Here is a 20,998-nt window from a genome sequence, read left to right on the forward strand (position 1 = left end):
GGAACTGCTGGTCCTCACCCCCGAAGGACCACGTGAGACGACGACATGCGTACGACAGGAGGAGCAGCAGTGACCACACCCCCCGAGGGCGAGGAGTTCGCCCACATGGACCACGTGGACCGGGACACCCGCGTCCACGAGCCGACCGAGCCCGACGAGGAGACCGTGCTGCGCGCGCTGTACGGCGAGCCCGACGTGGACGGCGTCTTCCGCGGCGAGGAGGTGTCGCCCGGTGGGTAGCGCGAAGGGGATGCTGGACGCGGCGCGTTCCGACATCGGACTGGCCGGCCGTCCCAACAAGTTCACCCGGGCGTACGCCAAGGAGCACGGGAACGAGTTCCTGCGGGCGCCGTGGTGCGACATGGCGATCACGTACTGGGCGCGCGAGTCCGGCAACGAGAAGGCGGTGCTGCCGGGCGGGGACCGTGCCTACACGGTCTGGCACGCGCAGGACTTCCAGAAGGCCGATCGGTGGTTCAAGGGCACCACCGACAACGTCAACAAGGCCGAGCCCGGCGACATCGTGTTCTTCGACTGGGGCGCGACCAACTCCACCGGGGCCATCGACCACGTCGGGATCGTGGAGAAGGTCCTCGGCGGCGGCCGGCTGCAGACCATCGAGGGCAACACCGGCGACGCGGTCAGGCGACGCGTCCGCTCGTCCAGTGTGATCGCCGGATTCGGCAGGCCGAACTACGACGGCAAGGAGCCCCCGCCGCCGTCGAGGCCGGGCACCAAGGCGCCGAAGTGGCCGGGACGCTACCTCACCCAGCCGCCGATCATGTCCGGTGACGACGTCCGCACCTGGCAGACGCAGATGAAGAAGCGCGGCTGGCGGCTGACCGCGGACGGGCGGTACGGGCCTCGGTCCGAGGAGGTCTGCCGGTCGTTCCAGCGCGAGAAGGGCCTGAAGGTCGACGGCGTCGTCGGGCCCTGGACGTGGCGGGCCGCCTGGGAGGAGCCCATCACCTGATCTCGCTGATCCCGCTGGTCACCACGGTTTCGCAGGCCTGCGGATGCGCAGGCCCATCACCCCGAAGGAGCCTCGTATGAAGTACGCGAAGACCATCATCGCCACGGTGCTCGCCGCCGCCTACGCCGTTCAGGCCGCGATCACCGACGAGACCGTGACCACCACCGAGTGGGTCGGCATCGTCCTGGCGGTGCTGACTGCCCTTGGCGTCTACGTCGTTCCCAACCGGCCGACGGCTCGCGACGAGGTGCCCGGGTACCGCCGGTAGGAACCCGACAGCGAGGAGCCCCCGCCCCGGTCCATCACGGACCGGGGCGGGGGCTCCTTCGTCGTGCCCACCGTCAGGCGCAGAGCCCCTCGGCCTTTCTGGCTGCGACGAACTTCTGCATACCGATCTTGCGGAGCCGCTGGTAGTCGGCCACCGCGGACCGGTCCGGCACGTATCTCCACTGCCCGTGCTCGTATGCGAACTTGAACGACAGGATCGCGATCGACCGGCTGGCGCGAACCACTCCCGCAGTGCCGGACACGCGGACTTTCTCGATCTTGAACGGCACGCCCTCGACGATCGCCGGGCACAGCTCGAACAGTCGCTCGTAGTCGGCGCGGGAGATGAGCTTCTTCCCGGCCGCCGTCCACAGGTCCCACGCACCGCCGTAGTCGCCGGACGCGTAGGTCTCGAACTCCTCCTCGGCGACCAGGCGCAACGCCGCCTCCGTGCGCGGCTGGGCGGTGACCCGAGGCGTCTCTGCAGTCGGGGCAGAGCTGGGCGCGAGCGTCGCCGAGGACGCCGGGGGCTCGTCGCCACCTCCGCAGGCCGCGACGAACAGCAGCGAGAGAAGGGCGATAACGAGGGGGAAGGGGTGCTTCATGCGCATGTCCTACAGGTCTCCCACGTCGTTCGGTGCGGAATCGGGGGCAGATGGCCGGGATCGGCCGCCTGCGTCCCGATTGGTCTGGGGTCGCAGGTGGCCGCCCCTGTCGCGGCGGACGGGAGTTGGGTGCCGACGGAGACGCTGGCCCGACACGAGTAGCGGCTCGAAAACGCCCCGCGCGAGGGATGGGTCCGGGGGGACCCCAACGCCCCGTCTGGTCTCTTCGAAGGTCGGGTCGGGCGGGCGCTTCGTCACTTGAGCGTGACGCCTGAGGGAAGTCTTGTTACCTGGGTTTGTTCCGATTGTCACAGGTCGCGGCCATAATCGAACCTATGAGCTATAAACGCGGTAGTGTGAAGGAGCTACGCGGGCCGGAGGATCATCCGTATGCCGATCCCATGGCAGTCTCCGTCCACGCCGCCCTGCGCGAGCGGCTTCCCGGGTGGGCGTGCTGAAGCTGCACAAGCTGCTGTACTTCTGTCAGGGACATCATGTGGCCGACCTCGGTGAGCCGCTGTTCGGTGAGAGCATCTCCGCCTGGGACCACGGCCCCGTCGTCGGAACGCTGTGGCACCAAGAGAAGCACGGCGATACCCCCCGCCCACGGCGCCGAACTCGGCGAGGCCGGACTCAACGCCATCGAGTACGTGGTCAGCCGCTATGGCGGCCACACCGGCTCGGACCTGGAAGCGCTCACGCACGGACAGGCGCCATGGCAGACCGGTGACGCCGTCCGCAAGGCGGCCGCGGAGCCCTCGGCCCGCATCGAACTCGATGGATCCGGCGGCACTTCGAGAACGACGAGCCCGACGACGTGGACGAGCCGCGGGTGGATCCCGACGCGTTGCGTGAATGGGTGAAGGGTGCCGAGCGGCGGCGACCGAGGACGTCCCGCCCCGACTCCCGGGAAGAGCTGCTGGCGAGGTTGACGCAAGGGTGACCGTGGGCGGACCCGAGTGGGAACTGGCGGACTTCCTGGGCCCCTGGACAACTGGATCACGGCGGATGTCTCCTCCGACGCGGTGCGTCGGGCGGTGATGGCGTGGATCCCGTCCCGTTACGAGGACCCGTTCCGGGACGCCAAACGAGTCGCCCGGATGCCGAACTACTGGCACGCGAGGATCCCTGCCTCCCGGCATGGGGACGGTCTGATCGTGACGTGCTCATACTGGATCGACGTCAAGACCCGCACGGTCACCTGTGATCTGTTCGGTGTGCCGCCCGAGGACACCTTGGAATGACCCACCCCTGACGTCGGAGACGTCGCCCGGTGATGACGAACCCCGCCGCTCCCTCGGGAGGGCGGGGCGCTTCGTCGTATGCGGTGTCAGGCGGCCCGAGGCCAGGGGCGGTCGTCGTCGAGGATGGGCCGTCCTGCGGTGCGGATGGCGTCGTTGGGCATGCCCCGCCAGCAGCGCGGTCCGCTCGTGATGCTGCCGGACGTACGCCCGCTGCGCCGAGATGTGTTCATGGCCGGGGACATCGGCCCCGACCATGAACACATCGGTGGGTTCAGGGGGTGTTCGGGACCTGGGTCGGGGTCAGGCTGCCGGTGGTGGTGCCGTTTCCGAGTTGGCCGGCGTAGTTGTCGCCCCAGGTGTAGACGGTCCCGTCGGCTCGGATGCCCGCGGAGTGGAGCATGGCGGCGGCGGTGCCGGTGATCCCTACGAGGTCGAGGTTGGGGACTGGGGTCAGCCGGTTGGTGGTGGTGCCGTCACCGAGTTGACCCGATGCGTTGTGCCCCCAGCCGAGGGCGGTGCCGTCATGCGTGGCGGCGAGCGAGTGCCATGTGGCGGCGGCGACCGTTGCCGCACCCGTCAGGCCGGACACCTGGACGGGTGTCTTCCGATCGGAGGTGGTGCCGTCGCCGAGCTGCCCGGATCCGTTGTCGCCCCAGGCCCAAACGGTGCCGTTGTCCTTGACCGCGAGGGAGTGCTGGCCGGCGGAGACGGCACCCTCCCACGTCGACACTCCGGTCAGGCCGCTGATCTGAATGGGTGTGCTCCGCTGGGTGTTCGTGCCGTCGCCGAGCTGCCCGGAGCCGTTCCCGCCCCAGGCCCGCATGGTGCCGTCGGAGCGGACCGCCAGGGAGTGGAAGGGACCGGCGGCGATGGTCGTCGCACTGGTCAGTCCACTGACCTGGACGGGGCTCATGCGGTTGGTCGTGGTGCCGTCGCCGAGCTGCCCGGAGCCGTTCGCCCCCCACGCCCACACCGTGCCGTCAGACTTGCGGGCCAGGGAGAACTCCTGTCCGGCGGCGACCGCCGTGACCCCGGACAGGCCGGGGACTTGAACGGGCGTGTTGCGGTTGGTGGTGGTGCCGTCGCCGAGCTGGCCGGCGTTGTTCTTGCCCCAGGCCCACACGGTGCCATCGGGCTTGACCGCCAGGGAGTGGTACTCGCCGGCGGAGACGGCACCCGGAGCGCGGATGACCCCGTTGAGTCCGCTGACGGTCACCGGGCTGAGCCGGTCGGTGGTCGTCGCGTCCCCGAGCTGCCCGAACGCATTGTCACCCCAGGCTCGCACGCTCCCGTTGTCGGCGACGTTCAACGTGTGCAGGCGGCCGGCGGAGATGCCGCCGCGCAGATAGTCGACCGCCTTACGCAGGTTGGGCTGCGGGCCTACGTGGCGGGGGTCCCCAAGTGGCTGGGGGGTGCCGGTGACCTTGAGGACGTGGCGGACTTGAGCCGGTGTCAGGACGGTGCCCTGGTGTTTGGCGACGCCCTGCAGGGCGGCGACGACTGAGGCGGTCATTCCGGTGGCGTTGGAGGTTCCGCCGAACTCGCCGGTGTACATCTTGTTGGGGTCGGTTTCCGATGGGGTGAGGCTCTGGGATCTACTGGCTCCCCATGCGGCCGGAACGCCGATGGATGTGCCGCAGCCGTAGAAGCCTTGCACGTCAACCCGGGATCCGTGCGTGCTCCATCCAGTCCGCGGTGCGGTACCGATGTCGTAGCAACTGCCCGCCGGTCTCGTACCGGTGCCGCCGCCGACGATGATGCCTCCGGAATTGGGACGGCTCCTCCACGCCACGACGTTGGAGTCAGTCGTGGAGTCCAGATTGTTGCTCGGGCTGTTCCCCGCCGGTTCGAGCACTGTGATCCCGGCAGCTGTGGCCGTCACGACCAAGTCGTACTCCCATGGCATCACCTCTGCCGGGCCCGAGCTGTAGCCGAAGCCGAAGAAGATGACGTCGCCGGGGTCGGAGTTGGCGATGGCCGACGCGACCCCTCCGCCGGGTGCGTCGGTTCGGGTGATCTGCAGCTTGGCGTGCGAGGCGATGCCCGCCATGCCGACACCGTTGTCGTCCTGCGCGGCGGTGGGGCCGATCATTCCGGTGCCGTGGAAGGCGACGTAGCCCGGATGGCATCCGCCGGCGAAGGCGTCCAGGTAGACGGGAGGACCCCCGGGGGCGGGTCGGTTGGCGAGTTCCTCGTGGCAGACGTTCCAGCGGTTCAGCAGCCTGATCGGCGAGATCGCCACGGTCTGACCGGTGGTGGCGTTGTCGCCGAGTTGACCCTCGCCGTTGGCTCCCCAAGCACGTGCTTCGTAGTTGGTGAGGGTGGACAGAGCGTGGTGGGAGCCGGCTGCGATGTGCGTGTAACCGTAGCTGTCCGAGGGGGTGACCGGGGCGGTGGACTGCGTCGTGGTGCCGTTGCCGAGTTGGCCGTTGTCGTTGGCGCCCCACGTGCGTTTACCGTTGGTCAGAACGGCGGTGCTGAAGTAGGCGCCGGCCGAGACGCCGGCGGCGTTGGCCAGGCCGCTGAGGGTGACGGGTGCGTTCGTGTCGGTGGTGGTGCCGTTGCCGAGTTGGCCGCGGCTGTTGTCGCCCCAGGACTTCACCGTTCCGCCGGAGATCGCCAGGGTGTGTTCGGTGCCGGCGCTGACCTGCGTGACCGAGGTGAGTCCGGCGACCGGGGCTGGTGCGGCGGTGTCGGTGACGGTGCCGTGGCCGAGTTGGCCCTGGCTGTTGTCGCCGAAGGTCATGGCGGTGCCGTCTGCCAGGACGACCACGGAATGGCCGCCACCGGCCGCCACGGAGCCGAAGGTGGGGGATGCGTCGTCCATGACGAGGCCGGGTGTGAGGCGGTCGCCGCCCGTGCCACCGTTCAGTTGGCGTTGGCTGTTGTCGCCCCAGCCCATGACCCTGCCGTTCGACAGCACCGCCAGCGCGTGGCCGTCGCTGCCCGCGCTGATCGCGGCCGCCGTGGTGATCCCGCCGACCTGCACCGGGGTGGAGCTGTCGGTGGTGGTGCCGGTGCCGAGTTGTCCCTGGGAGTTGTCGCCCCAGGCCCAGATGGTGCCGTCGTTCTTCAGGGCCAGCGAGTAGTCGCCGCCCGCCGCGACCGCCTTCACATCCGTGAGTCCCCGGACCGGGATCATCATCTTGCGGTCGGTCGTCGTGCCATCACCCAGCTGCCCCTGGGAGTTGTCGCCGAACGCCCACACACCCGGCGTACTGCTGTCGCCGAGGATCAGTGAATGCCCGGCGCCGGCGGCGATCGCCCCGGGTGTGGACGCCGCATTGACGTCACCGAAGTCCCCGCCGGGGCCTTCGACGTCGGTGACGGTGATGCCGTCGCCCTTTCCGCCCGGCAGCGCGTTGATGGCGTCGGCGTCCACCCCCGACGTGTGGTCGGCGGTCGGGGACACCGGGTTGCGGTAGGTCTGGGTGCCGCGAAGCGGCTCGCTGGTGTCCACCGGGATCGGGGCGGCCGTCGCGATCTCGACCGACGGGAGTCTGTTCAAGTCGGCCAGCAGCGACTCGATGCCCTGCGGAATCGTGATGGAGAACCACGAGTTCATGTCCGGCAGCCTGCGGCCGACCCGCTTCTCGGCCTTCAGGCGCTCGGCGGTGATGGTCGCCTCGGGCCGCTTCCACTGCGGCGTCATCGTCGCGTCGCGATGCTTGGCCAGCACCGCCGTCAAGTCCGTGGCGTCCTTGCCCTCACGGGCCACCGCCTTGCCGCCCCGGACCCGAACCTGCCGCTCGGATCGGAACTTCACCAGCACCTCCGTGCGGGAGAAGCCCTTCGGCAATGGCCCATGCGTACCGGGCACCTTGCCCTTCTCCCGACTGTGGTCGTACGCCACCGGCGGCCCGGGCGGCGACTCGGCCGCCGCCGGACCGGGAGCCACCACCGCCCAGGAAGCCGTGGTGACCATCGCCAGCGCCGCTGCCGCCCATCTCCGCCGGCGACCTCGCTCAAGGAACCTACGCGTCACGAACCCACCTCGCACAACACCGCGGGCCCCGACGCGCACAGCACAGCGACGGACCCGCAAGATCACCAGAGTCGAGCGAACTGTAGGAACCATGACCGATCGGCGTGAATACCCTGAGCGATCGCAAAACGTCCCGACGCGCGCATCCTGGTGACAAACCTCGCGAACCGACCCACTGATGCCCTGATCGGCACACTCAAGTGTGCGTTCATGCCGTCAGCCCTGCGGCCGGAACCGGCTGTCTCGGCATCGAGTGGCCGCCGTCGACCGTTCCCGGAAGCGGGACGGCCGACGGCCCTGCTGCCGCCCGCTGCAGGAACTCCCGGTCGATCTGCTCCTCATCCATAGGCGCATTCATACGAGCACGAGAGGCCCATCGACGACGCTGCGGCAGTACCGGATCAGCACGCCGTGGCAGCGGACCCGGATCCGCTCCCGCCCGTCCAACCGGATGACCTCCACGTCCCACGGCCCGAACACCCACTGATTTCGCACGTCAGAGAGGGTATGCGCACCTCAGTGCGGTCGCCCCCGCACGGCGGAGGGGGCGTCTAGTCCGTTCATGGCTGGCGCACCCGCAAAGCGGTGACTCACCAGTCACCTAATAAGGAAACGGGAAACCACTTCCCGGCCCTCGACCCGGCGGCGAAGCTCTAAGCGGTACCCGGCCGGTGTTCCCGCACCGGCCGGGCTGCACCCCGGACCAGCTCTGAGGAGCACGACCATGGAACCCCTGCGACTGATCTCCTTCGGCTACCTCCACCTCCCGACCGACGCCGAAGGCAACCCCATCCCTCCGCACGCCGACCGAATCGAGGACGTCCGTGACCGGCTCCGCGACCCTGCCACCGCCCGCGACATCCCCGACCTCGACGGCTTCCACCTCAAGGTCCAGGACGTGGTCATCAACACCCGCGGCGCCCGCGAACTCATCGACAACCTCGCCGCCTACGCCATGCTCCCCGCCGGCCCCGACACCATCGCGATCGGCTGCGCCGGCGGGAAACACCGCGCATGCGCACTCACGGAGATCTTGGGAAGCAAGGTCCGTGGCCTGGGACGTGACGTCGCGATCGAGCACCAGCACGCCCACCTCCCGCGCGTCCTCAAGACGGCCACCTCATGATCTCGCTCGTAGTCCGGAAAAGCGCGCCAACAGTCGCCGGCGCCGTCCACGACTCCTCCGCCGCGACCATCAGGTGGAGCTGGAGCACCGAGACCTCGCCAAGGACGTCGTCGCGCGCTGACGCCGACGCGAACGCCTCTCAGGGCCTGAGTACTTCGGGATTGGCCACGAGCGTCTTCTCCAGATCTCCGGGCACGGTCTGAATGACGTCGAGGGAGTCGTTGAGGAATCTGCCCCGCTCCCACACCCCGTCCGGCAGCGGAGCCACGGCCAACGTGGTCACGCCCGCTGCTGATCGCACCAGGCGTCCATGGCCGCGGTGTCGTCGCCGAAGTCGGGGATCGGCGGCACGGTCGCGAGCGCCGGGTACTGCTCCACCAGGATCGGAGCGCACACGTCGCGGGCGCGGCCCATCTGGATCGGCGCCAGGCGCTCGCCCGTCATCCACTGGAGGAAGTCTTGGTAGGGAGACAGCTCCACGGGAAGTTGGTGCGTCAGCGCCAGGACGACGTAGAGGTCGCAGTCGCGCGTGGTCATGGCCGCCTCCATCGGGCTCGCATCGAAGACCAGCCTGGCACCCGGGGCGCCGGAACGCCTGTACTCCGGTGATTTGTCAGCCAGACGGCAGGTCAGCTCAGGTCAGGTCATGGTGCTGACCCGGCGGGCCATCCGACCTTGCGTTGTGTGACCGCGACCACACCCCATGTGTCTGATTCCAGACAGAGAGACGGCGACGTCGCTGAGACGGTGAAACTCCAACCACCCCACGAAGGAGCGCCAGCTCATGACCCCCGCCCTGACCTTCGCGACCGCCTGGATAGCCCTGCACGCCGGGCTCCACCTGGCAGACCACTGGCTCCAAACCCAGCACCTTCTCTGCACCAAGCGTTTGGCGGTGGCGTGATGCTGGCTGAGGCACTGCTGGCGCATCTGGTCGGGGACTATGTGCTCCAGTCGGACTGGATGGCGACGCAGAAGGTCAAGCGGTGGTGGCCGGCGGTCGCGCATGGGCTGGCGTACTCGTTGCCGTTCCTGCTGATCACGCAGTCGCCGTGGGCGCTGCTGGTGATCGGCGGAACGCACGTGGTGCTGGATCACTATCGGGCTGCGAAGTACGTGATCTGGGCGAAGAATCTGATCGCGCCTCGGAAGGCGTGGGTGCCGTGGTCGGAGGCATCACAGAACCAAGGGTTCCCGGCGACCGTGCCGAACGGGCGGGCGACGGCGCTGGTGGTCGTGGTCGATAACACGCTTCACCTGCTGATCAACGCCGCTGCGTTGGTGTGGCTGGGGTGACGTCAGCGTCGTGGCGTGGTCGGCAGCCCCAGGTCGACCTGTCCTGGTGGGCCGAGGCGGGCGGTCCGGCGGGCTTGAGCGCGCTTGCCTCTCAGAAACGTGAGGGTGAGGTCGAGTCCCTCGATCTCGCCGAGCCAGTTCTCGGCCACGGCCCGTTCGCGGCGGGCCAGGAGGTCTTCTTCGAGGTCGTCGAGGCGCGGCAGCATCTTGGGGTCGATGCTGAGCATCGAGCGGCGGATGCAGGCTTAACCGAACTGATCTTGAAGAGTGTTCTGGCGATCAGCCGGTCGTCATGGTCACGGACAGTGGCCGTTATGTCGGCCGGTTGGGTCGAGTTCGGCGTGTCGTTCTGGCGTGACCGGGTCAGAAGGCACGGAACCGTGCCAGGAGCTCCTGGCCTCGCCGGCTGTCGACCTTGAACCCGACGAGGTCCTGTCGCTTGTGCGGCTCGGGCTGGAGAACGAGCGCGTTGTTGCATTGGAAGCAGAACGCGATCTCGAAGAGGATGAGGCCGTCTGCGCTGCGGGCGCGGATGCCGTAGCCGGGCATGAAGCAGCGCATGACGTCGCCTGTCGGGATGCTCGCCACGACGTCGAGGAGCTCCGCGGCTTCCTGGTCGAGCAATGTCCCGACGGCCGTTCCGGGGACGGCGGTCCATTTGTGGGATTCGGCATGGTCGTCAATACGGACGCACTCAAGGCTGTGGGTCTGCGGAGACGTCGCGGGCAGGAGCATCCCGGAATGATCTCACCTCGGCGAGCCTTGCACTCGGGCACGGGGTTGACCAGCGGACCGGCCCCGCCATGCCGGTGGAAGTCGTAGAAGCCATGCACCACCGACAGGTTGTGCGCGATCGTCCTCGGCGCGTGGCCGGCCGCCAGCAGCGGCTTGCCCGTCGTCGGGTTCACCGACCCGGCTGGCAAGGAGTCCGCTCTCGACCGACGTCGCTGCGGATTGCGGGCCGTCCGCAGCCAGCCGACCAACGCCACGGTCTCCGCCTCGGTCGCCTGTTCCCAGCCGACGTCCAGCGCCCACAGCAGCCGGAACCAGCGCAGCAGATCGTGCCCATAGCTCCGGCACGTCAACGGGCTCGCATCCCCGATCAGCAGATCCCGCAGGTAGCGGCTCACCGGCTCGACCTCACGCCCCGCCGCGTCCACGACGACGAAAGGAGCGAACCCGCGTTCGCCCGCAACCACCGCCCCGATCCGCGGCAGATCAACTCTGCCGCTCACGAAGTCCGGGTGCGCACCACCAACCCCATCAACCTCAAGCACAAGACGAGATGGTCCACGCACCCCGGCTGCCAGCGCCACCTGGTCAACGAGTTGGTGCAGTCAACGGACCAGGCTTGGCACGGCGCCTGGGTCTTCGTCGCGGCGCTCATCATCGCGGTCTGATCAACGGCGCGAGTCCTGCGCCGATGGCGGCGTCCTGGCGTGTTCCTGTGTCCGGTATTGGCCATGAGTCAGGGCGTCGCCGCGACCGGCATTGGTCAGTGCGGCCGAGTCGCGGACCCGCCTTTTGGGGACTCCAAGGTGCTGAAGAGCGCTGACGTGAGAGACCGAGACTGCGTCCGCAAATTGATCTTTGGTCGCAGTGACCGGGTTCGGTCAATCGATTCATCGATGTGCACATAGCGCCGTGGGCAGGCCGGGCGTTGCGTGCCTAGGATGCGGTGACTTATCCCCGATGGTCGGAGAGCGTGACATGCTTCGTCAAAAGTGGCGGGCTTTTGCTGCCATGCTTGCGTTGCTGGGTGGAATGCTCGTGTCCGCATCCAGCGCTGCCGTGGCCCAGGACAACAGTTCACGCATCAAAGTCTCGGTCACTTCTCTTCCTGAGGTGTCCGCGCCTGACTGCCACTACGTCACCCGTACGCAGTGGTGCGAGACTCGGAGGTTCGTCGGATCCGTCTACCTCAATGGCAAGAAGGTGGGGGAGATCTACCAGACCCTCATCCAGAGAATCATCTTCGACGTGAAGAGTCTGAAGTTCACGGAACGTGTCTCCCTGCGCACCGATAACGTCATCGGCAAGCATGCGCAGGGAGTTCGCGCCTACATGTCCGTCGGATGCGGCAAGTGGTGCAACGTCGTAAACAATCTCCCCAAGAACGTACTCGTCAAGAAGGGAACCATCTACCGAGGGAAGGCCTCCTACAGCATCAAGGTGGCCCCTAAGGTCATCCGTTACCTCAGAAACAGCTATTCCCTGAGATTTACCAAGCCCGGATACAAGCCCGCCGTGGTCCCCTGGAAGGGCGAGCCTTACCGCTGCGACGACAGGTTCGGGAAACGGCAGCGCCCCGGGTGCGTCCACCACCGGACCTTCCCGGTGATCACCACGTTCAAAGACCTGAAGTTTATCGCCCCCGGAATCCGCCGCATTCAGCAGAAGGGGCCCAAGCACTACGGGCGCCGCCGCGACGGCCTGCCACTGCACTACATGGCGAGCAAGACCAGGGCCGAGAACCACCGTACCGCCGTCTGTCGAGGCCAGAAGCCGCCCGCCAAGCTGCCATCCGGATGGCCGACTGGACAGCCTCCATCCTGCGACGAATACCCACTCGCCCATACGCTTGAAGGAGGAACCAACCTCCCGGCGGCCGAGCGAGGAATCACCTGGGTCCCCCTGTCGGAAAACCACGCTCAAGGAGGACGGTTCAACGCCTTCCTGGTCAAAAACCGTGTCCTGGACGGGGACGCCTTCTGGGTGGCAGTCTGACGCCGTGACCGCACAGACCTTCGCCGTGAGCGTCTCCTACTTCCAGTACCTGCTCCACACCCAGGACGCAGACTTGACAGAGTCGCCGTACGCAGGAGGCAACGGCCTGATCTGGGTCGACCCCGCAGGCGAGGCCGCCATCATCATGACCGGCACAGACACGGGCCCCGTCACGCTGACGATCGACGTCACCGACCAGCCACCCGACGCGGACCTGGACACATGGGACGACGTTGTGGAGGCATCGGTAACGCTGACCGGAGACGGCATCGTCATCTATGCGCCAGCGGATATGGAAGGCGGCCACGAGGTCGAACTACCGGCCAGCGCGGAGGAGACTCGCACCTACCGGCTCCGAGCGCACGCCCGGGGCCGCGACCAAGGCCGAGCGCAACAGTTCACCGATATCGCCTCCTCGCCACCCGAGGAGCATCTGATCCTCCTCTGGCCAGCGGATGAGGCGGATGAGCAACGACTCAAACTGACCGACGCCGTCGGTGCAGAGATCCGAGCTCGAACCCAATGACGACCGTCGGGAGCGATGCGCGCTTCTCTCGCCGGAGCGCACCGGCGGCGTCCAAGGATTAGCGGGAGCGCCCCGCCCTCCAGCAAGGGACGGAGGGCGGGGCTGGTCCGGCCTCACTAAGGGGCAGAGGCGACGGTACGTCGGTCACCGGGTCTGTGGAGGCCTAGGCATAGGTCGGCTCGACGTCCCATCTCCAGTCGCCGAGCAGCCCCTCCTCCGCGTCCTCCACATCGGGGGGCGCCCAGACGACAGCCACGATGGCGGACGGGTCGGCCCGTGCCTCGACGATGGCGTTCACGAGCATGGAGCCGCTTTCGCGGCACTCAGCTCGTGCTCGACCTCGAGGTTGAGCGGCGGAACCCTTGAGAAGGTTCAGCGGGGTGCGGCCCCGCCGCACGTTGCGTTCGCGGCCCAGCCTTTCGCGAGCCGCGTATGACGCCGGTCCGGATCGGCGTCTGCCCGTCGGTCTGGGTTTCTGGTTCCGTGGTTTCGATCCTCGGCTTCTGTGATCGCAGATGGACGGTCGGTGGACCGCCGTGGTGGCGGCGGGTCTGTGCATCACAGCGCTGTTCGGTTTACCCGTCGGCTCCTCGAAAACTGTGACTTACGTCTCACGGGCGTCTCGTTGATCATCGTGTGCGGCGTGGATAGCTTCATCAGGCTTTGGTCGGAATGCCCCTTTTTGGGTCCTGTTTTCCGGCTTCACCAGGCGTTGGTCAAGAGATGGAGCGTTCCCTGCTTTGAGATCGTCGTTCTCGAGTGTTCCGGTACGGAGGGTGCGGGCGCTGTCGTTGGCGCTGGCCCTCCTCGGCTCGCTCGTCGCCATCATGGGCGTCGCGGCGCCCGTTCAGGAGGTTCACGCCGAGACCACGGGTGATGGTCGGTTCGTGCCCATGGTCCCCAAGGTCCTGTTGGACACGCGGTCGGGGGCCGGCACCACGCAGGTCGCGAAGGTCCCCGCTCAGGGATCGGTGACGTTCCAGGTCACCGGCGTGCACAGCGTCCCCGCCACCGGCGTGTCCGCCGCCGCCCTGACCATCCAGGCCTATGCGCCGGAGAGGTGGGGCTCGTTCACGGTGTACCCGTCGGACGTGCCCACGACGGTGTCGACGGCGACGTTCGCCGGGGGTGAGGCAACGACCGTCGCGGACTTCACCCGGATCACCGGCACGGGCAAGGTCACCATCGTCAACAAGAGCGCCGGCGCCACCCATGTGGCCGTGGCCGTCCGGGGATACTTCCTCGACGCGACCGGCGAGGGCGGCAGCGAGTACCGCCCGCTGGCCACCTCCTACCTGTACGACACGCGGTTCGGCCACGGCGCGCCGGCGCGCACCACCCCCGTCCCCGGGAACGGCGAACTGACGTTCGAGGCCGCCGGACGGGAGGGGATCCCGGCTTCGGGGGCGACGGCGGTCGCGGTCAACATCGTGGCGATGGACCAGACCGCCCATGGCTTCCTCACGCTGACCCCGTCCGACGTGACCGCAGGCGCGGGTGTGCTGAACTACGTGCCCGGGGAGGCCAACAGCACCTTCTACGTGGTCCCGCTCTCGGCGACCGGCCAACTGAAACTGACCAATCACCATCCCGGGACCCTGAACGTCTCGATCACCGTCCGCGGCTACTTCACCGGATCGACCACCGACGCTAGCGGCCCCCGGTACAAACCGATGAACACCAAGGTCCTCGCCGACACCCTCACCGGCGTGGGCACCGACGGAGACACCAGCCCCATCGCCGCCGGGGCGTCGCTCACCTTCGAGGCCACCGGCGCCTCCGGGGCACCCTCCAACACGGTCGCCGCCGCCGCGCTCAACATCGACGCCCGCACCCCCGTCTCCGCCGGATGGCTGTCGGTCTACGCTTCCGGCTCCAAAGACCCGAACATCTCCAGCGTCGTCTTCGACGAAGGAGAGACCAACAACGGCTTCGACCTCGTGGTCCCCGGCGTGGACGGACGGATCACCATCACCAACCACAGCACCGGCACCGTCCACCTCCAGGTCTCCACCCGCGGCTACTTCATCCACACCCGAGTCGAGGTGTTCCCCGCGACCGAGGCCGACGACAACCCCCCGCCGATCAGCCCCGTCAACAGCGCCGCACTCCAGGAGGCCGAGGAACGCGCCGAGGGCGACCCGGAAACGATGGCGCCGCCCTACCACGACACCGCCACCGGACGGCTCGTCACCCCGATCGGCGCGGACAGGGTCCCCGTCGACCAGAGCCCCATCCAGGTGGCCGAGAACCAACCCGACGACGGCGTCGGCGACGCTTCGGTCGAGAACACTCCGGGCATGGAGATGCCGACCGAGCCGGTGGAGGACGACCTCGACCCGGTCCCCGTCGAGAGCGGGCCGATGAGGACCATCACACCCCGTACGATCTTCGTGCCCAACACCACCCATGAACTCCAACGGATCCAGGACGAAGTCCTCACCCTGGACACCACACAACTGCCGAGCGCCGACCAACTCCAAAGCGCCCACATCCAAGCCGCCAAGAACCGCGTTGTCATCGAGGCGTTCTCCGTGAACGACGCCATGGTCGACGCCCTCACAGCCCGCTACGGGCCCAGCAAGATCGCCGTTCGTGTCATCTCCGACGCAGAGCCAGCCGACGCCATGTGCAGCAACGGCATCATGAACCGCGCCTGCTCTCACCACTTCTGGGGCGGGTCAAAGATGGCGACGATGGAAAACGGCAGTTATTGCACCATGGGATTCATGTGGCGCAACAGCTACGGGAGGTTCGGGCTTACCGCAGGACACTGTGGCCAAAAAGGTCATTGGTTCGGATCCTGGGTCTCAAGCGGCTCCGTCGCGGCCAGGGGAGTCGGGGTAAAGACCGGCTGGAACCCCAAGGTCGGTACGGTATATGGGCGTGGTGATCTACTTTTCGTCAATTTGGACTACACCTCCGACGGTCAAAGAAGCAGTCCTTTCGTCTTCAATGGTGGCAGCGCCACGAGAAATATCCTTCCCGTGAAGGGGAGAGCGTCCAGGCGTCCTCGGGTGGGTGACTATGTGTGCTCAGGTGGAGCTACTAAAGGCGATCTCTGCGGCTGGAAGATCTCCGACACCTCCATCAATGTAAGATACGCCAGCGGCGGACTAGTCAAGTGGGCCGTCGAAGCGAAAAGAAAGGGAGTATGCGCAGCGGGCGGTGACTCCGGTGGCCCCGTCTTCACCAAGGTCAAAGTCAATACACATGTCACAGAGTGGGGCGCAGTCGCGCAAGGCATCATCAGCGGAGGCGGAGGCGGCAAGACGTGCAGGCTCTACTTCACCAGTATCCATGATGTCCAAACCCTGGCACCCGGGGACGTCCAGCGGTATCCTTTCCGATGATCAACAGATTCGCGGGGCTGCTCGGAGTGGCCGCCATCATCGCCCTCCTGATAGGCGGCTGTGCGTCCGATGGCGACACTGCAGCCTCCATCACCTCAGCGGCCCTCACGGGGGATGGCAGGCAGCTGACCTTGCACTTCGACGGCGATGACTTCTCGGAAGTCAGCAAGGTCAAGGTCGAAGAGTACGAGGATAAGGTCGTCGTCGTCGTGCGCATACGGTCGACCATCGGTGATGAGCCCGTAGCAGGGGTCGGCAGGTCATTGGAGACGACCGTCACGCTGAAGCAACCACTTGGCAAACGAGCTCTCACTACCCTGGACGGCTCGACCATCCCGATCGACAGAAGCCCCTAACGGACAGCGCTATCCACTGGTGGACCCAGTGTCGCCGTTCTCCTGCGGGCCGAGAACCGCGCGGCCATGCGGAATCCCCGCCAGACCGGTTGTAAGGCAGCGAGCGTCCCGCCCGGTCTCACTCGAGAAGTCGGGCGGGACGCGTCGCCGTCCTTCCGGTGACCCCGCAGCCCCTCCGCGTCGCATTTCGGAGGAACAGCTCGCCGCCATCAGATCGGTAAGACCGCCATCGCTGAAAAGTCCGATGTGAATCTGTGAGCCGCCGTCGCCGCGTTCTCCGCCAGCCTTCTTGCGCTACGTGAGTTGGCGGAGCAGGTGATCGGCTTCGGCGACGTGCGGGTTGCCGGTGTGGGTTCGCCAGCCCTGCCGGATCTGCGTGAGGGTGTGTCGCACGCGTTGGGATGCGCTGGTGTTCAGGTGGTCGGCCAGGCCGAGGATGGTGGTGGCGGCTTCGTCTGGTCGGTGCCGGCGGAGTCGGACGTGGGCGAGGCGGGCGAGGGTGAGCCCGACCTGGTGCTCGTAGAAATCTCGGCGGCGATGGAGCCAGGCGTGACCATCAAGCCACACCGTCCGGGCTGGGGGAGGACTCTGCGGTAGCTGGAATGTCGTCGCCGGAACGGGCCACCGGTGCAGCGGGCAGCAGGGCCAAGGGAGGCGGGGCCGCGGCACGGTTCATGGCCCGTACCGTAAGCGCGCGAATGCCGTGACGTTTCTGGAATCGGTGGACCGTCCGCCCGACCCTTCGCCTCCGGGAAATGTCGGTCCTGCCGGGTACCCTTAGGTGATCTTCCCATCACTGGAACGGGACCCTACGGCTGTGACTCTCGACGAGATCCTCACCCGGTTCGCGGGCCTAGCTGAGGTCGACCCGGCTGAGGTTCAGGTCCGCGGCCCTGCGATGGCGGTCGCCCAGAACTGGCTCATGCGCATCCCCGCCGGGCCCGCGCGAAACGACGCGCTCGATCTGCTCGAACTGGCCGTGGCGCGCGGTCGAGGCGCTCACCGAGCCCGCCTAGGCACCGAAGCCCATTCCCTTGTCAGCGTCAAGGGAATACTGTGGCCGAAGCTTCGGGGAGAGGCCGCCGGGGTCCCAGGGCAAGGACAACCCGGCGGCCTCTCCGAGTGGCCCCAGCCGCAGCGCTCCCCGGGGTGCGGGTCATGCTGCGGCTGGGGGGCCGAGCCGGTTGCTCGAGCGAAGCACCGCTCAAGCGCCGAGGATCGTGGCGGCGTGACGCCGTCCCCCTGAGCGTGGTGGTCGCCCCGGCGGGGGAGTGGCGATGCCGGCCGTCGAGCCGGGTCACAGTGCGACCTCGAACCAAAGGCGCGTCTCGTGCGGGCCCATCTCCATGCCCCAGCGCGTCGACAGGACCCGGATGGCGGTCAGCCCGCGCCCGTTGTCCCTGCGGTCCGCCTGGTCGTGTTCGCAGCCGTGGTCGCGGACCTCGACGCGGATGCCGCGAATTGTGCGAGAGACGGTGACGTCGATGCCGCCGGTGCCGTGCAGGTATGCGTTGGTGACGGCCTCGCTGGTGAGTACGCCCAGGTCGTAGAGGACGTCGGTGTCGGCGGTGAAAACCTCGGCGATGCGCTGGACCTCTCGGCGTCCGTCTCGCACGGCCGATGCGGCTCGGGGAACGGTGTGCTTGCCGAGGATCTCCATGAGCGCCGTCACGACTCGTCGTCCGGGATGAGCATGGACACCGCCAGGGGGTTCGGGTACCTGCGTCCATCATGCCGTGGGACGCCCATGATTAGCGTGGGACTCCCACGATCGCCGTGACCGTATCCGGTCACCGGTCGGTCGGTGGAACATGGTTTGCGGGACCATCTGTCATATGGCAGCCGTCTACACGCCGACCCTCCGAGGCCGCGTCCTCGCCCTCGAGCTGCGCCGTATCCGGGAGCGGACCGGCCTCTCACAAGCGGAGGCGGCACGGCGCATGAGCTGGGACAAAAACAAGATGAGCCGGATCGAGCAACCCTCGACCCAGCCGACCGACGACGACGTTCGGGCGCTCCTGCAGATGTACGGGCTGGACGCGAACCGCCTCGAGGCCCTGCTGCACCTCAACCAGGACGCTTGGCAGCGCGGCTGGTGGACCGCGTACGGCGATGCCTTCTGCGGGCAGTTCATCATGTTGGAGGACCAGGCGCCCGAGATCTTCGGGTTCGAGAACGCGCTCGTCCCGGGCCTGTTCCAGACGGCGGACTATGCCCGGGCCATCATCGCCGGGCTCCTGAACGTCACCGGCTCCGACCTCGACAGGCGTGTCGCCGCACGTCTCGCACGTCAGGCCGTCCTCGAGAGGAGCAGCCCCCCGCGCATCCACTACCTGATCGATGAGGCCGTCCTCGACCGCGACATCGGAGACCCGGACATCATGCGCAAGCAGGTGCACGCGCTCCGGGAAGCCGCCGACCGCTCCACCGTGACGCTGCAGATCGTGCCGCTCTCGGCTCGTGTCCACGCCGGTTTCGAGGGTCCCTTCACGATCTTCGGTTTCCCGCAGGACCGTGGTTTGGACGTCGGTCACTCCGAAGGCATTCTCGGAGAGTGGTACGCGGAGAGCGCAGACCAGCTAGCTAAGCTTAGGCTTGCCTTCTCAAACGTGTCCGGTGCGGCGATGACCCCCGACGAAACCTTGGAGTTCCTCGCCGCACGGGCACCGGCCTGACCACCGCGAGGAGCTTCCCCCCACATGCCGGCACAGGACCGTTGGCGCAAGTCCAGCCACAGCGGAAGCGGTAACAACTGCGTCGAGATCGCCATCGTCGCCGCTGCTCTGATGCTCGTCCGCGACAGCAAGGCCCCTGAGCGTGGCACGATCCAAGTCACGACCGGCGCTTGGCGAGACTTCTCCCGCCGCGTGAAGGCCGGCGGGTTCGACGAGTGAGTTGAGCCCCTGCTGGGCCCAGCCGCATCTCGGGCTGTTAGCCCAGCAGGCGGGTCCGCATACCGCGCCGTGTCCCGACATCAACCTCTGGGTATATACCCAGAGGTTTCCTCCCGAGGAGACGTCCCTACGGTCGCCGCATGCGTCAAGGGCGGCCCGTCGACCACGACATCGACCGACCTGTCTACAAACAGGTCGCCGACGACATACGGGAGCAGATCGCCGATGGCGGCCTCTCCCCGGACGAGCGACTACCCGGAGAGGAACGCCTCGGCCACATCTACGGCGTCGGCGTCAACACGATTCGCAACGCGATGGCGCTGCTCCGCTCGGAGGGTCTACTCGTCACGGAGAAGGGCCGAGGGTCCCGTGTCCGACCAGATCGGAGGCGCGCCGTGGCGAAACTACCCCGAAAAGGTCGCGCCTTCGTGCGCCGCGCGACCGCAGAGGAGAGCGAGCGCCTGGGCCTGGGGGAGGGGGAGCCCGTGATCGTGATCGTTGTCGGCGGCGAGGAGCAGGTCTTGCCCGCCTTTGAGGTCGAGCTCGTCAACGGCGAGGGCGACGAGACTCCCCGCGACTCGCACTGATCGTTTCGCTATGCAGTTCTCAAAGAACGGGCGCGGGACCTGCACCGGTTAGCTGCCTGTCCCGCTATGGACACCTACCGTCGCCCAGAAGAGTGAGTTTGGCAATACCCTCGAATCTGGAATTTCCAACCAGCGCGTGGGAGTCTGACGGCAGTGGATCACCTACCCGACGGTGAGGAGCAGGCGTGCCGGACCCGCTCAGCCCCACGGCGCGACTGCGGACCCTGTCGCTCGAGCTGGCCAGGCTCCGTGAAGCCGCAGGGCTCACCCGGTCCGAGGCGGCCAAGGCCGCCGGGTGGACACCCAACAAGGTCACCCGCATCGAAGCTAGGGAGTGGCGGCAGCCGAAACTCCTCGACGTCGAGGTCCTCCTGGACGTGTACGGCGTCACCGACCCGGATCGTCGGGCTGAGTTGCTCCGGCTGGCGCGTGAGGCGCGTCAGCGGGGCTGGTGGACCGGGTACCGCGCCAGCCAGGGATACCAGACCTACATCGGTCTAGAAGCTGAGGCCGCCGTCATACGGACGTGGGAGCAGGGTTTCCTGCCCGGGCTCCTTCGGACCCCCCAGTACTCGCGGGCGCTCGTCGCCGCACGTGACCCGGAGCTGCCGCCCGAGACCGTGGCGGACCTCGTGGCGCTGACCGAGGAACGCCAGCACACCCTTCTGAACCGGCCGCGGCCGACTGCCGTATGGGCGATCCTCGACGAGTCCGTTCTACACCGCACCGTAGGCGACACCGCCACGATGGTCGAGCAGATCACTCATCTGCACAAAGTCGCGCAGGTCGATCACGTCACCGTCCAGGTCCTGCCTCTGGCAGTGGGCGCGCATCCCGGCATCGACGGCGGGTTCACGATCATCACGTTCCGTCGGTCCGTCACCGACCCTGAGATCGCCTTCACCGAGACGCCCGCCGGGGAGTTCTGGATCGAGGATGCCGACGGAGTTGACCGGATGATCCGCAGGTTCGGTCGGCTTAAGGAGGCCGCGCTGTCGCGGTCGGCGTCGCTGTCGCTGATCGCGGCGCGCCTGGCCGACCTCCACCGCCGGACGTAGC

General features: G+C 67.5%; 28 protein-coding genes and 1 pseudogene. 17 read left to right on the plus strand and 12 right to left on the minus strand.

The window, feature by feature from the left end:
* Positions 1–69 precede the first annotated feature (69 nt).
* The 3 genes from DFJ69_RS34530 to DFJ69_RS28610 all read left to right on the plus strand — a co-directional run bounded on the left by DFJ69_RS34530 (position 70) and on the right by DFJ69_RS28610 (position 1,241).
* Positions 70–240, plus strand: coding sequence for a hypothetical protein (locus DFJ69_RS34530; protein WP_170177482.1), 171 nt, complete (start codon positions 70–72; stop codon positions 238–240).
* Positions 233–973: a peptidoglycan-binding protein gene (locus tag DFJ69_RS28605; RefSeq protein ID WP_245974620.1), complete on the plus strand. Its 741-nt coding sequence runs from the start codon at positions 233–235 to the stop codon at positions 971–973. Before DFJ69_RS34530 ends, DFJ69_RS28605 begins: the two co-directional genes overlap by 8 nt.
* A 76-nt stretch (positions 974–1,049) precedes the next feature.
* Positions 1,050–1,241 carry a hypothetical protein gene (locus DFJ69_RS28610; protein ID WP_116025453.1) on the plus strand — a complete coding sequence of 64 codons (192 nt, stop codon included), beginning with the start codon at positions 1,050–1,052 and terminating at the stop codon, positions 1,239–1,241.
* Positions 1,242–1,314: 73 nt separating this feature from the next.
* Here DFJ69_RS28610 and DFJ69_RS28615 read toward each other — a convergent pair whose 3' ends face one another.
* Entirely contained in the window at positions 1,315–1,845 is a 531-nt protein-coding gene (locus DFJ69_RS28615; RefSeq protein WP_147312441.1) for a hypothetical protein, read from the minus strand.
* Between the two features lie 451 nt (positions 1,846–2,296).
* Here DFJ69_RS28615 and DFJ69_RS36525 point away from each other — a divergent pair, with 451 nt between their 5' ends.
* Both DFJ69_RS36525 and DFJ69_RS28625 read left to right on the plus strand, forming a co-directional pair.
* Positions 2,297–2,575, plus strand: coding sequence for a Panacea domain-containing protein (locus DFJ69_RS36525; protein ID WP_425453428.1), 279 nt, complete (start codon positions 2,297–2,299; stop codon positions 2,573–2,575).
* 229 nt (positions 2,576–2,804) lie between these two features.
* Positions 2,805–3,089, plus strand: coding sequence for a hypothetical protein (locus DFJ69_RS28625; RefSeq protein ID WP_147312442.1), 285 nt, complete (start codon positions 2,805–2,807; stop codon positions 3,087–3,089).
* A 271-nt stretch (positions 3,090–3,360) separates the two neighbouring features.
* On the opposite strand, the gene DFJ69_RS28630 is transcribed toward DFJ69_RS28625, so the two are convergent.
* From DFJ69_RS28630 to DFJ69_RS34535, 3 genes are all read right to left on the minus strand, one after another.
* Positions 3,361–7,014 carry an RCC1 domain-containing protein gene (locus DFJ69_RS28630; RefSeq protein ID WP_170177810.1) on the minus strand — a complete coding sequence of 1,218 codons (3,654 nt, stop codon included), beginning with the start codon at positions 7,012–7,014 and terminating at the stop codon, positions 3,361–3,363.
* A gap of 268 nt (positions 7,015–7,282) precedes the next feature.
* Entirely contained in the window at positions 7,283–7,420 is a 138-nt protein-coding gene (locus DFJ69_RS35045; protein ID WP_211328831.1) for a hypothetical protein, read from the minus strand.
* A gap of 8 nt (positions 7,421–7,428) precedes the next feature.
* Entirely contained in the window at positions 7,429–7,569 is a 141-nt protein-coding gene (locus DFJ69_RS34535) for a hypothetical protein (protein WP_170177811.1), read from the minus strand.
* Positions 7,570–7,798: 229 nt separating this feature from the next.
* On the opposite strand from DFJ69_RS34535, the gene DFJ69_RS28635 reads away from it, so the two are divergent.
* Positions 7,799–8,200 (plus strand): RapZ C-terminal domain-containing protein, encoded by a 402-nt coding sequence (locus DFJ69_RS28635; RefSeq protein WP_116025458.1) that lies wholly within the window; start codon positions 7,799–7,801, stop codon positions 8,198–8,200.
* Positions 8,201–8,339: 139 nt separating this feature from the next.
* Here the strand turns inward: DFJ69_RS28635 and DFJ69_RS34540 are convergent, their stop codons facing one another.
* Both DFJ69_RS34540 and DFJ69_RS28640 read right to left on the minus strand, forming a co-directional pair.
* Entirely contained in the window at positions 8,340–8,483 is a 144-nt protein-coding gene (locus tag DFJ69_RS34540; RefSeq protein ID WP_170177812.1) for a hypothetical protein, read from the minus strand.
* Positions 8,480–8,737 (minus strand): DUF7736 domain-containing protein, encoded by a 258-nt coding sequence (locus tag DFJ69_RS28640; protein WP_116025459.1) that lies wholly within the window; start codon positions 8,735–8,737, stop codon positions 8,480–8,482. The genes DFJ69_RS34540 and DFJ69_RS28640 overlap by 4 nt, the downstream gene beginning before the upstream one ends.
* Positions 8,738–9,103: 366 nt before the next feature.
* Between DFJ69_RS28640 and DFJ69_RS28645 the strand changes: the two genes are divergently transcribed.
* Positions 9,104–9,496 carry a DUF3307 domain-containing protein gene (locus DFJ69_RS28645; RefSeq protein WP_116025460.1) on the plus strand — a complete coding sequence of 131 codons (393 nt, stop codon included), beginning with the start codon at positions 9,104–9,106 and terminating at the stop codon, positions 9,494–9,496.
* Positions 9,497–9,498: 2 nt separating this feature from the next.
* On the opposite strand, the gene DFJ69_RS28650 is transcribed toward DFJ69_RS28645, so the two are convergent.
* From DFJ69_RS28650 to DFJ69_RS36530, 3 genes and pseudogenes are all read right to left on the minus strand, one after another.
* Complete coding sequence (locus DFJ69_RS28650) at positions 9,499–9,723, minus strand: recombinase (protein ID WP_116025461.1); 225 nt, start codon at positions 9,721–9,723, stop codon at positions 9,499–9,501.
* A gap of 136 nt (positions 9,724–9,859) precedes the next feature.
* Entirely contained in the window at positions 9,860–10,231 is a 372-nt protein-coding gene (locus DFJ69_RS34545; protein ID WP_170177813.1) for a hypothetical protein, read from the minus strand.
* Between the two features lie 254 nt (positions 10,232–10,485).
* A pseudogene (locus tag DFJ69_RS36530) lies at positions 10,486–10,626 on the minus strand (site-specific integrase); the annotation flags it as partial.
* On the opposite strand from DFJ69_RS36530, the gene DFJ69_RS34550 reads away from it, so the two are divergent.
* From DFJ69_RS34550 to DFJ69_RS28665, 3 genes are all read left to right on the plus strand, one after another.
* Entirely contained in the window at positions 10,558–10,896 is a 339-nt protein-coding gene (locus DFJ69_RS34550; protein ID WP_170177814.1) for a hypothetical protein, read from the plus strand. The pseudogene DFJ69_RS36530 and the gene DFJ69_RS34550 sit on opposite strands and share 69 nt — an antisense overlap.
* A 310-nt stretch (positions 10,897–11,206) precedes the next feature.
* Positions 11,207–12,223, plus strand: coding sequence for a NucA/NucB deoxyribonuclease domain-containing protein (locus DFJ69_RS28660; protein WP_170177815.1), 1,017 nt, complete (start codon positions 11,207–11,209; stop codon positions 12,221–12,223).
* A 4-nt stretch (positions 12,224–12,227) separates the two neighbouring features.
* On the plus strand, positions 12,228–12,749 hold the full coding sequence (locus tag DFJ69_RS28665) for a hypothetical protein (RefSeq protein ID WP_116025463.1): 522 nt from the start codon (positions 12,228–12,230) through the stop codon (positions 12,747–12,749).
* Positions 12,750–12,912: 163 nt separating this feature from the next.
* Here DFJ69_RS28665 and DFJ69_RS34555 read toward each other — a convergent pair whose 3' ends face one another.
* The gene (locus DFJ69_RS34555) at positions 12,913–13,053 is read right to left on the minus strand and encodes a hypothetical protein (protein ID WP_170177816.1); all 141 of its coding nucleotides are present in this window, start codon (positions 13,051–13,053) and stop codon (positions 12,913–12,915) included.
* Between the two features lie 712 nt (positions 13,054–13,765).
* Here DFJ69_RS34555 and DFJ69_RS28670 point away from each other — a divergent pair.
* The 3 genes from DFJ69_RS28670 to DFJ69_RS28680 all read left to right on the plus strand — a co-directional run bounded on the left by DFJ69_RS28670 (position 13,766) and on the right by DFJ69_RS28680 (position 17,055).
* On the plus strand, positions 13,766–16,102 hold the full coding sequence (locus DFJ69_RS28670; protein ID WP_147312443.1) for a chymotrypsin family serine protease: 2,337 nt from the start codon (positions 13,766–13,768) through the stop codon (positions 16,100–16,102).
* Complete coding sequence (locus tag DFJ69_RS28675) at positions 16,099–16,458, plus strand: hypothetical protein (protein ID WP_116025465.1); 360 nt, start codon at positions 16,099–16,101, stop codon at positions 16,456–16,458. Before DFJ69_RS28670 ends, DFJ69_RS28675 begins: the two co-directional genes overlap by 4 nt.
* Before the next feature lie 303 nt (positions 16,459–16,761).
* Positions 16,762–17,055: a hypothetical protein gene (locus DFJ69_RS28680; RefSeq protein ID WP_116025466.1), complete on the plus strand. Its 294-nt coding sequence runs from the start codon at positions 16,762–16,764 to the stop codon at positions 17,053–17,055.
* 256 nt (positions 17,056–17,311) lie between these two features.
* On the opposite strand, the gene DFJ69_RS34560 is transcribed toward DFJ69_RS28680, so the two are convergent.
* Together DFJ69_RS34560 and DFJ69_RS28685 are read right to left on the minus strand one after the other, a co-directional pair.
* Positions 17,312–17,461 carry a hypothetical protein gene (locus DFJ69_RS34560; RefSeq protein ID WP_170177817.1) on the minus strand — a complete coding sequence of 50 codons (150 nt, stop codon included), beginning with the start codon at positions 17,459–17,461 and terminating at the stop codon, positions 17,312–17,314.
* A gap of 294 nt (positions 17,462–17,755) precedes the next feature.
* On the minus strand, positions 17,756–18,130 hold the full coding sequence (locus tag DFJ69_RS28685; RefSeq protein WP_116025467.1) for an ATP-binding protein: 375 nt from the start codon (positions 18,128–18,130) through the stop codon (positions 17,756–17,758).
* Positions 18,131–18,293: 163 nt separating this feature from the next.
* On the opposite strand from DFJ69_RS28685, the gene DFJ69_RS28690 reads away from it, so the two are divergent.
* The 4 genes from DFJ69_RS28690 (at position 18,294) to DFJ69_RS28705 (ending at position 20,997) form a co-directional block, all read left to right on the plus strand.
* Positions 18,294–19,133 carry a helix-turn-helix domain-containing protein gene (locus DFJ69_RS28690; RefSeq protein WP_170177818.1) on the plus strand — a complete coding sequence of 280 codons (840 nt, stop codon included), beginning with the start codon at positions 18,294–18,296 and terminating at the stop codon, positions 19,131–19,133.
* A 24-nt stretch (positions 19,134–19,157) separates the two neighbouring features.
* Positions 19,158–19,352, plus strand: coding sequence for a DUF397 domain-containing protein (locus tag DFJ69_RS28695; RefSeq protein WP_116025469.1), 195 nt, complete (start codon positions 19,158–19,160; stop codon positions 19,350–19,352).
* A gap of 140 nt (positions 19,353–19,492) precedes the next feature.
* A complete protein-coding gene (locus DFJ69_RS28700) occupies positions 19,493–19,939 on the plus strand; it encodes a GntR family transcriptional regulator (protein ID WP_116025470.1) in 447 nt (148 codons plus the stop codon).
* 185 nt (positions 19,940–20,124) lie between these two features.
* Positions 20,125–20,997, plus strand: a complete 873-nt coding sequence (locus tag DFJ69_RS28705; RefSeq protein ID WP_116025471.1) for a helix-turn-helix domain-containing protein — start codon at positions 20,125–20,127, stop codon at positions 20,995–20,997.
* The last annotated feature ends 1 nt before the right edge of the window (position 20,998 follow it).

The sequence above is a fragment of the Thermomonospora umbrina genome, from assembly GCF_003386555.1.
Classification (GTDB): domain Bacteria; phylum Actinomycetota; class Actinomycetes; order Streptosporangiales; family Streptosporangiaceae; genus Thermomonospora; species Thermomonospora umbrina.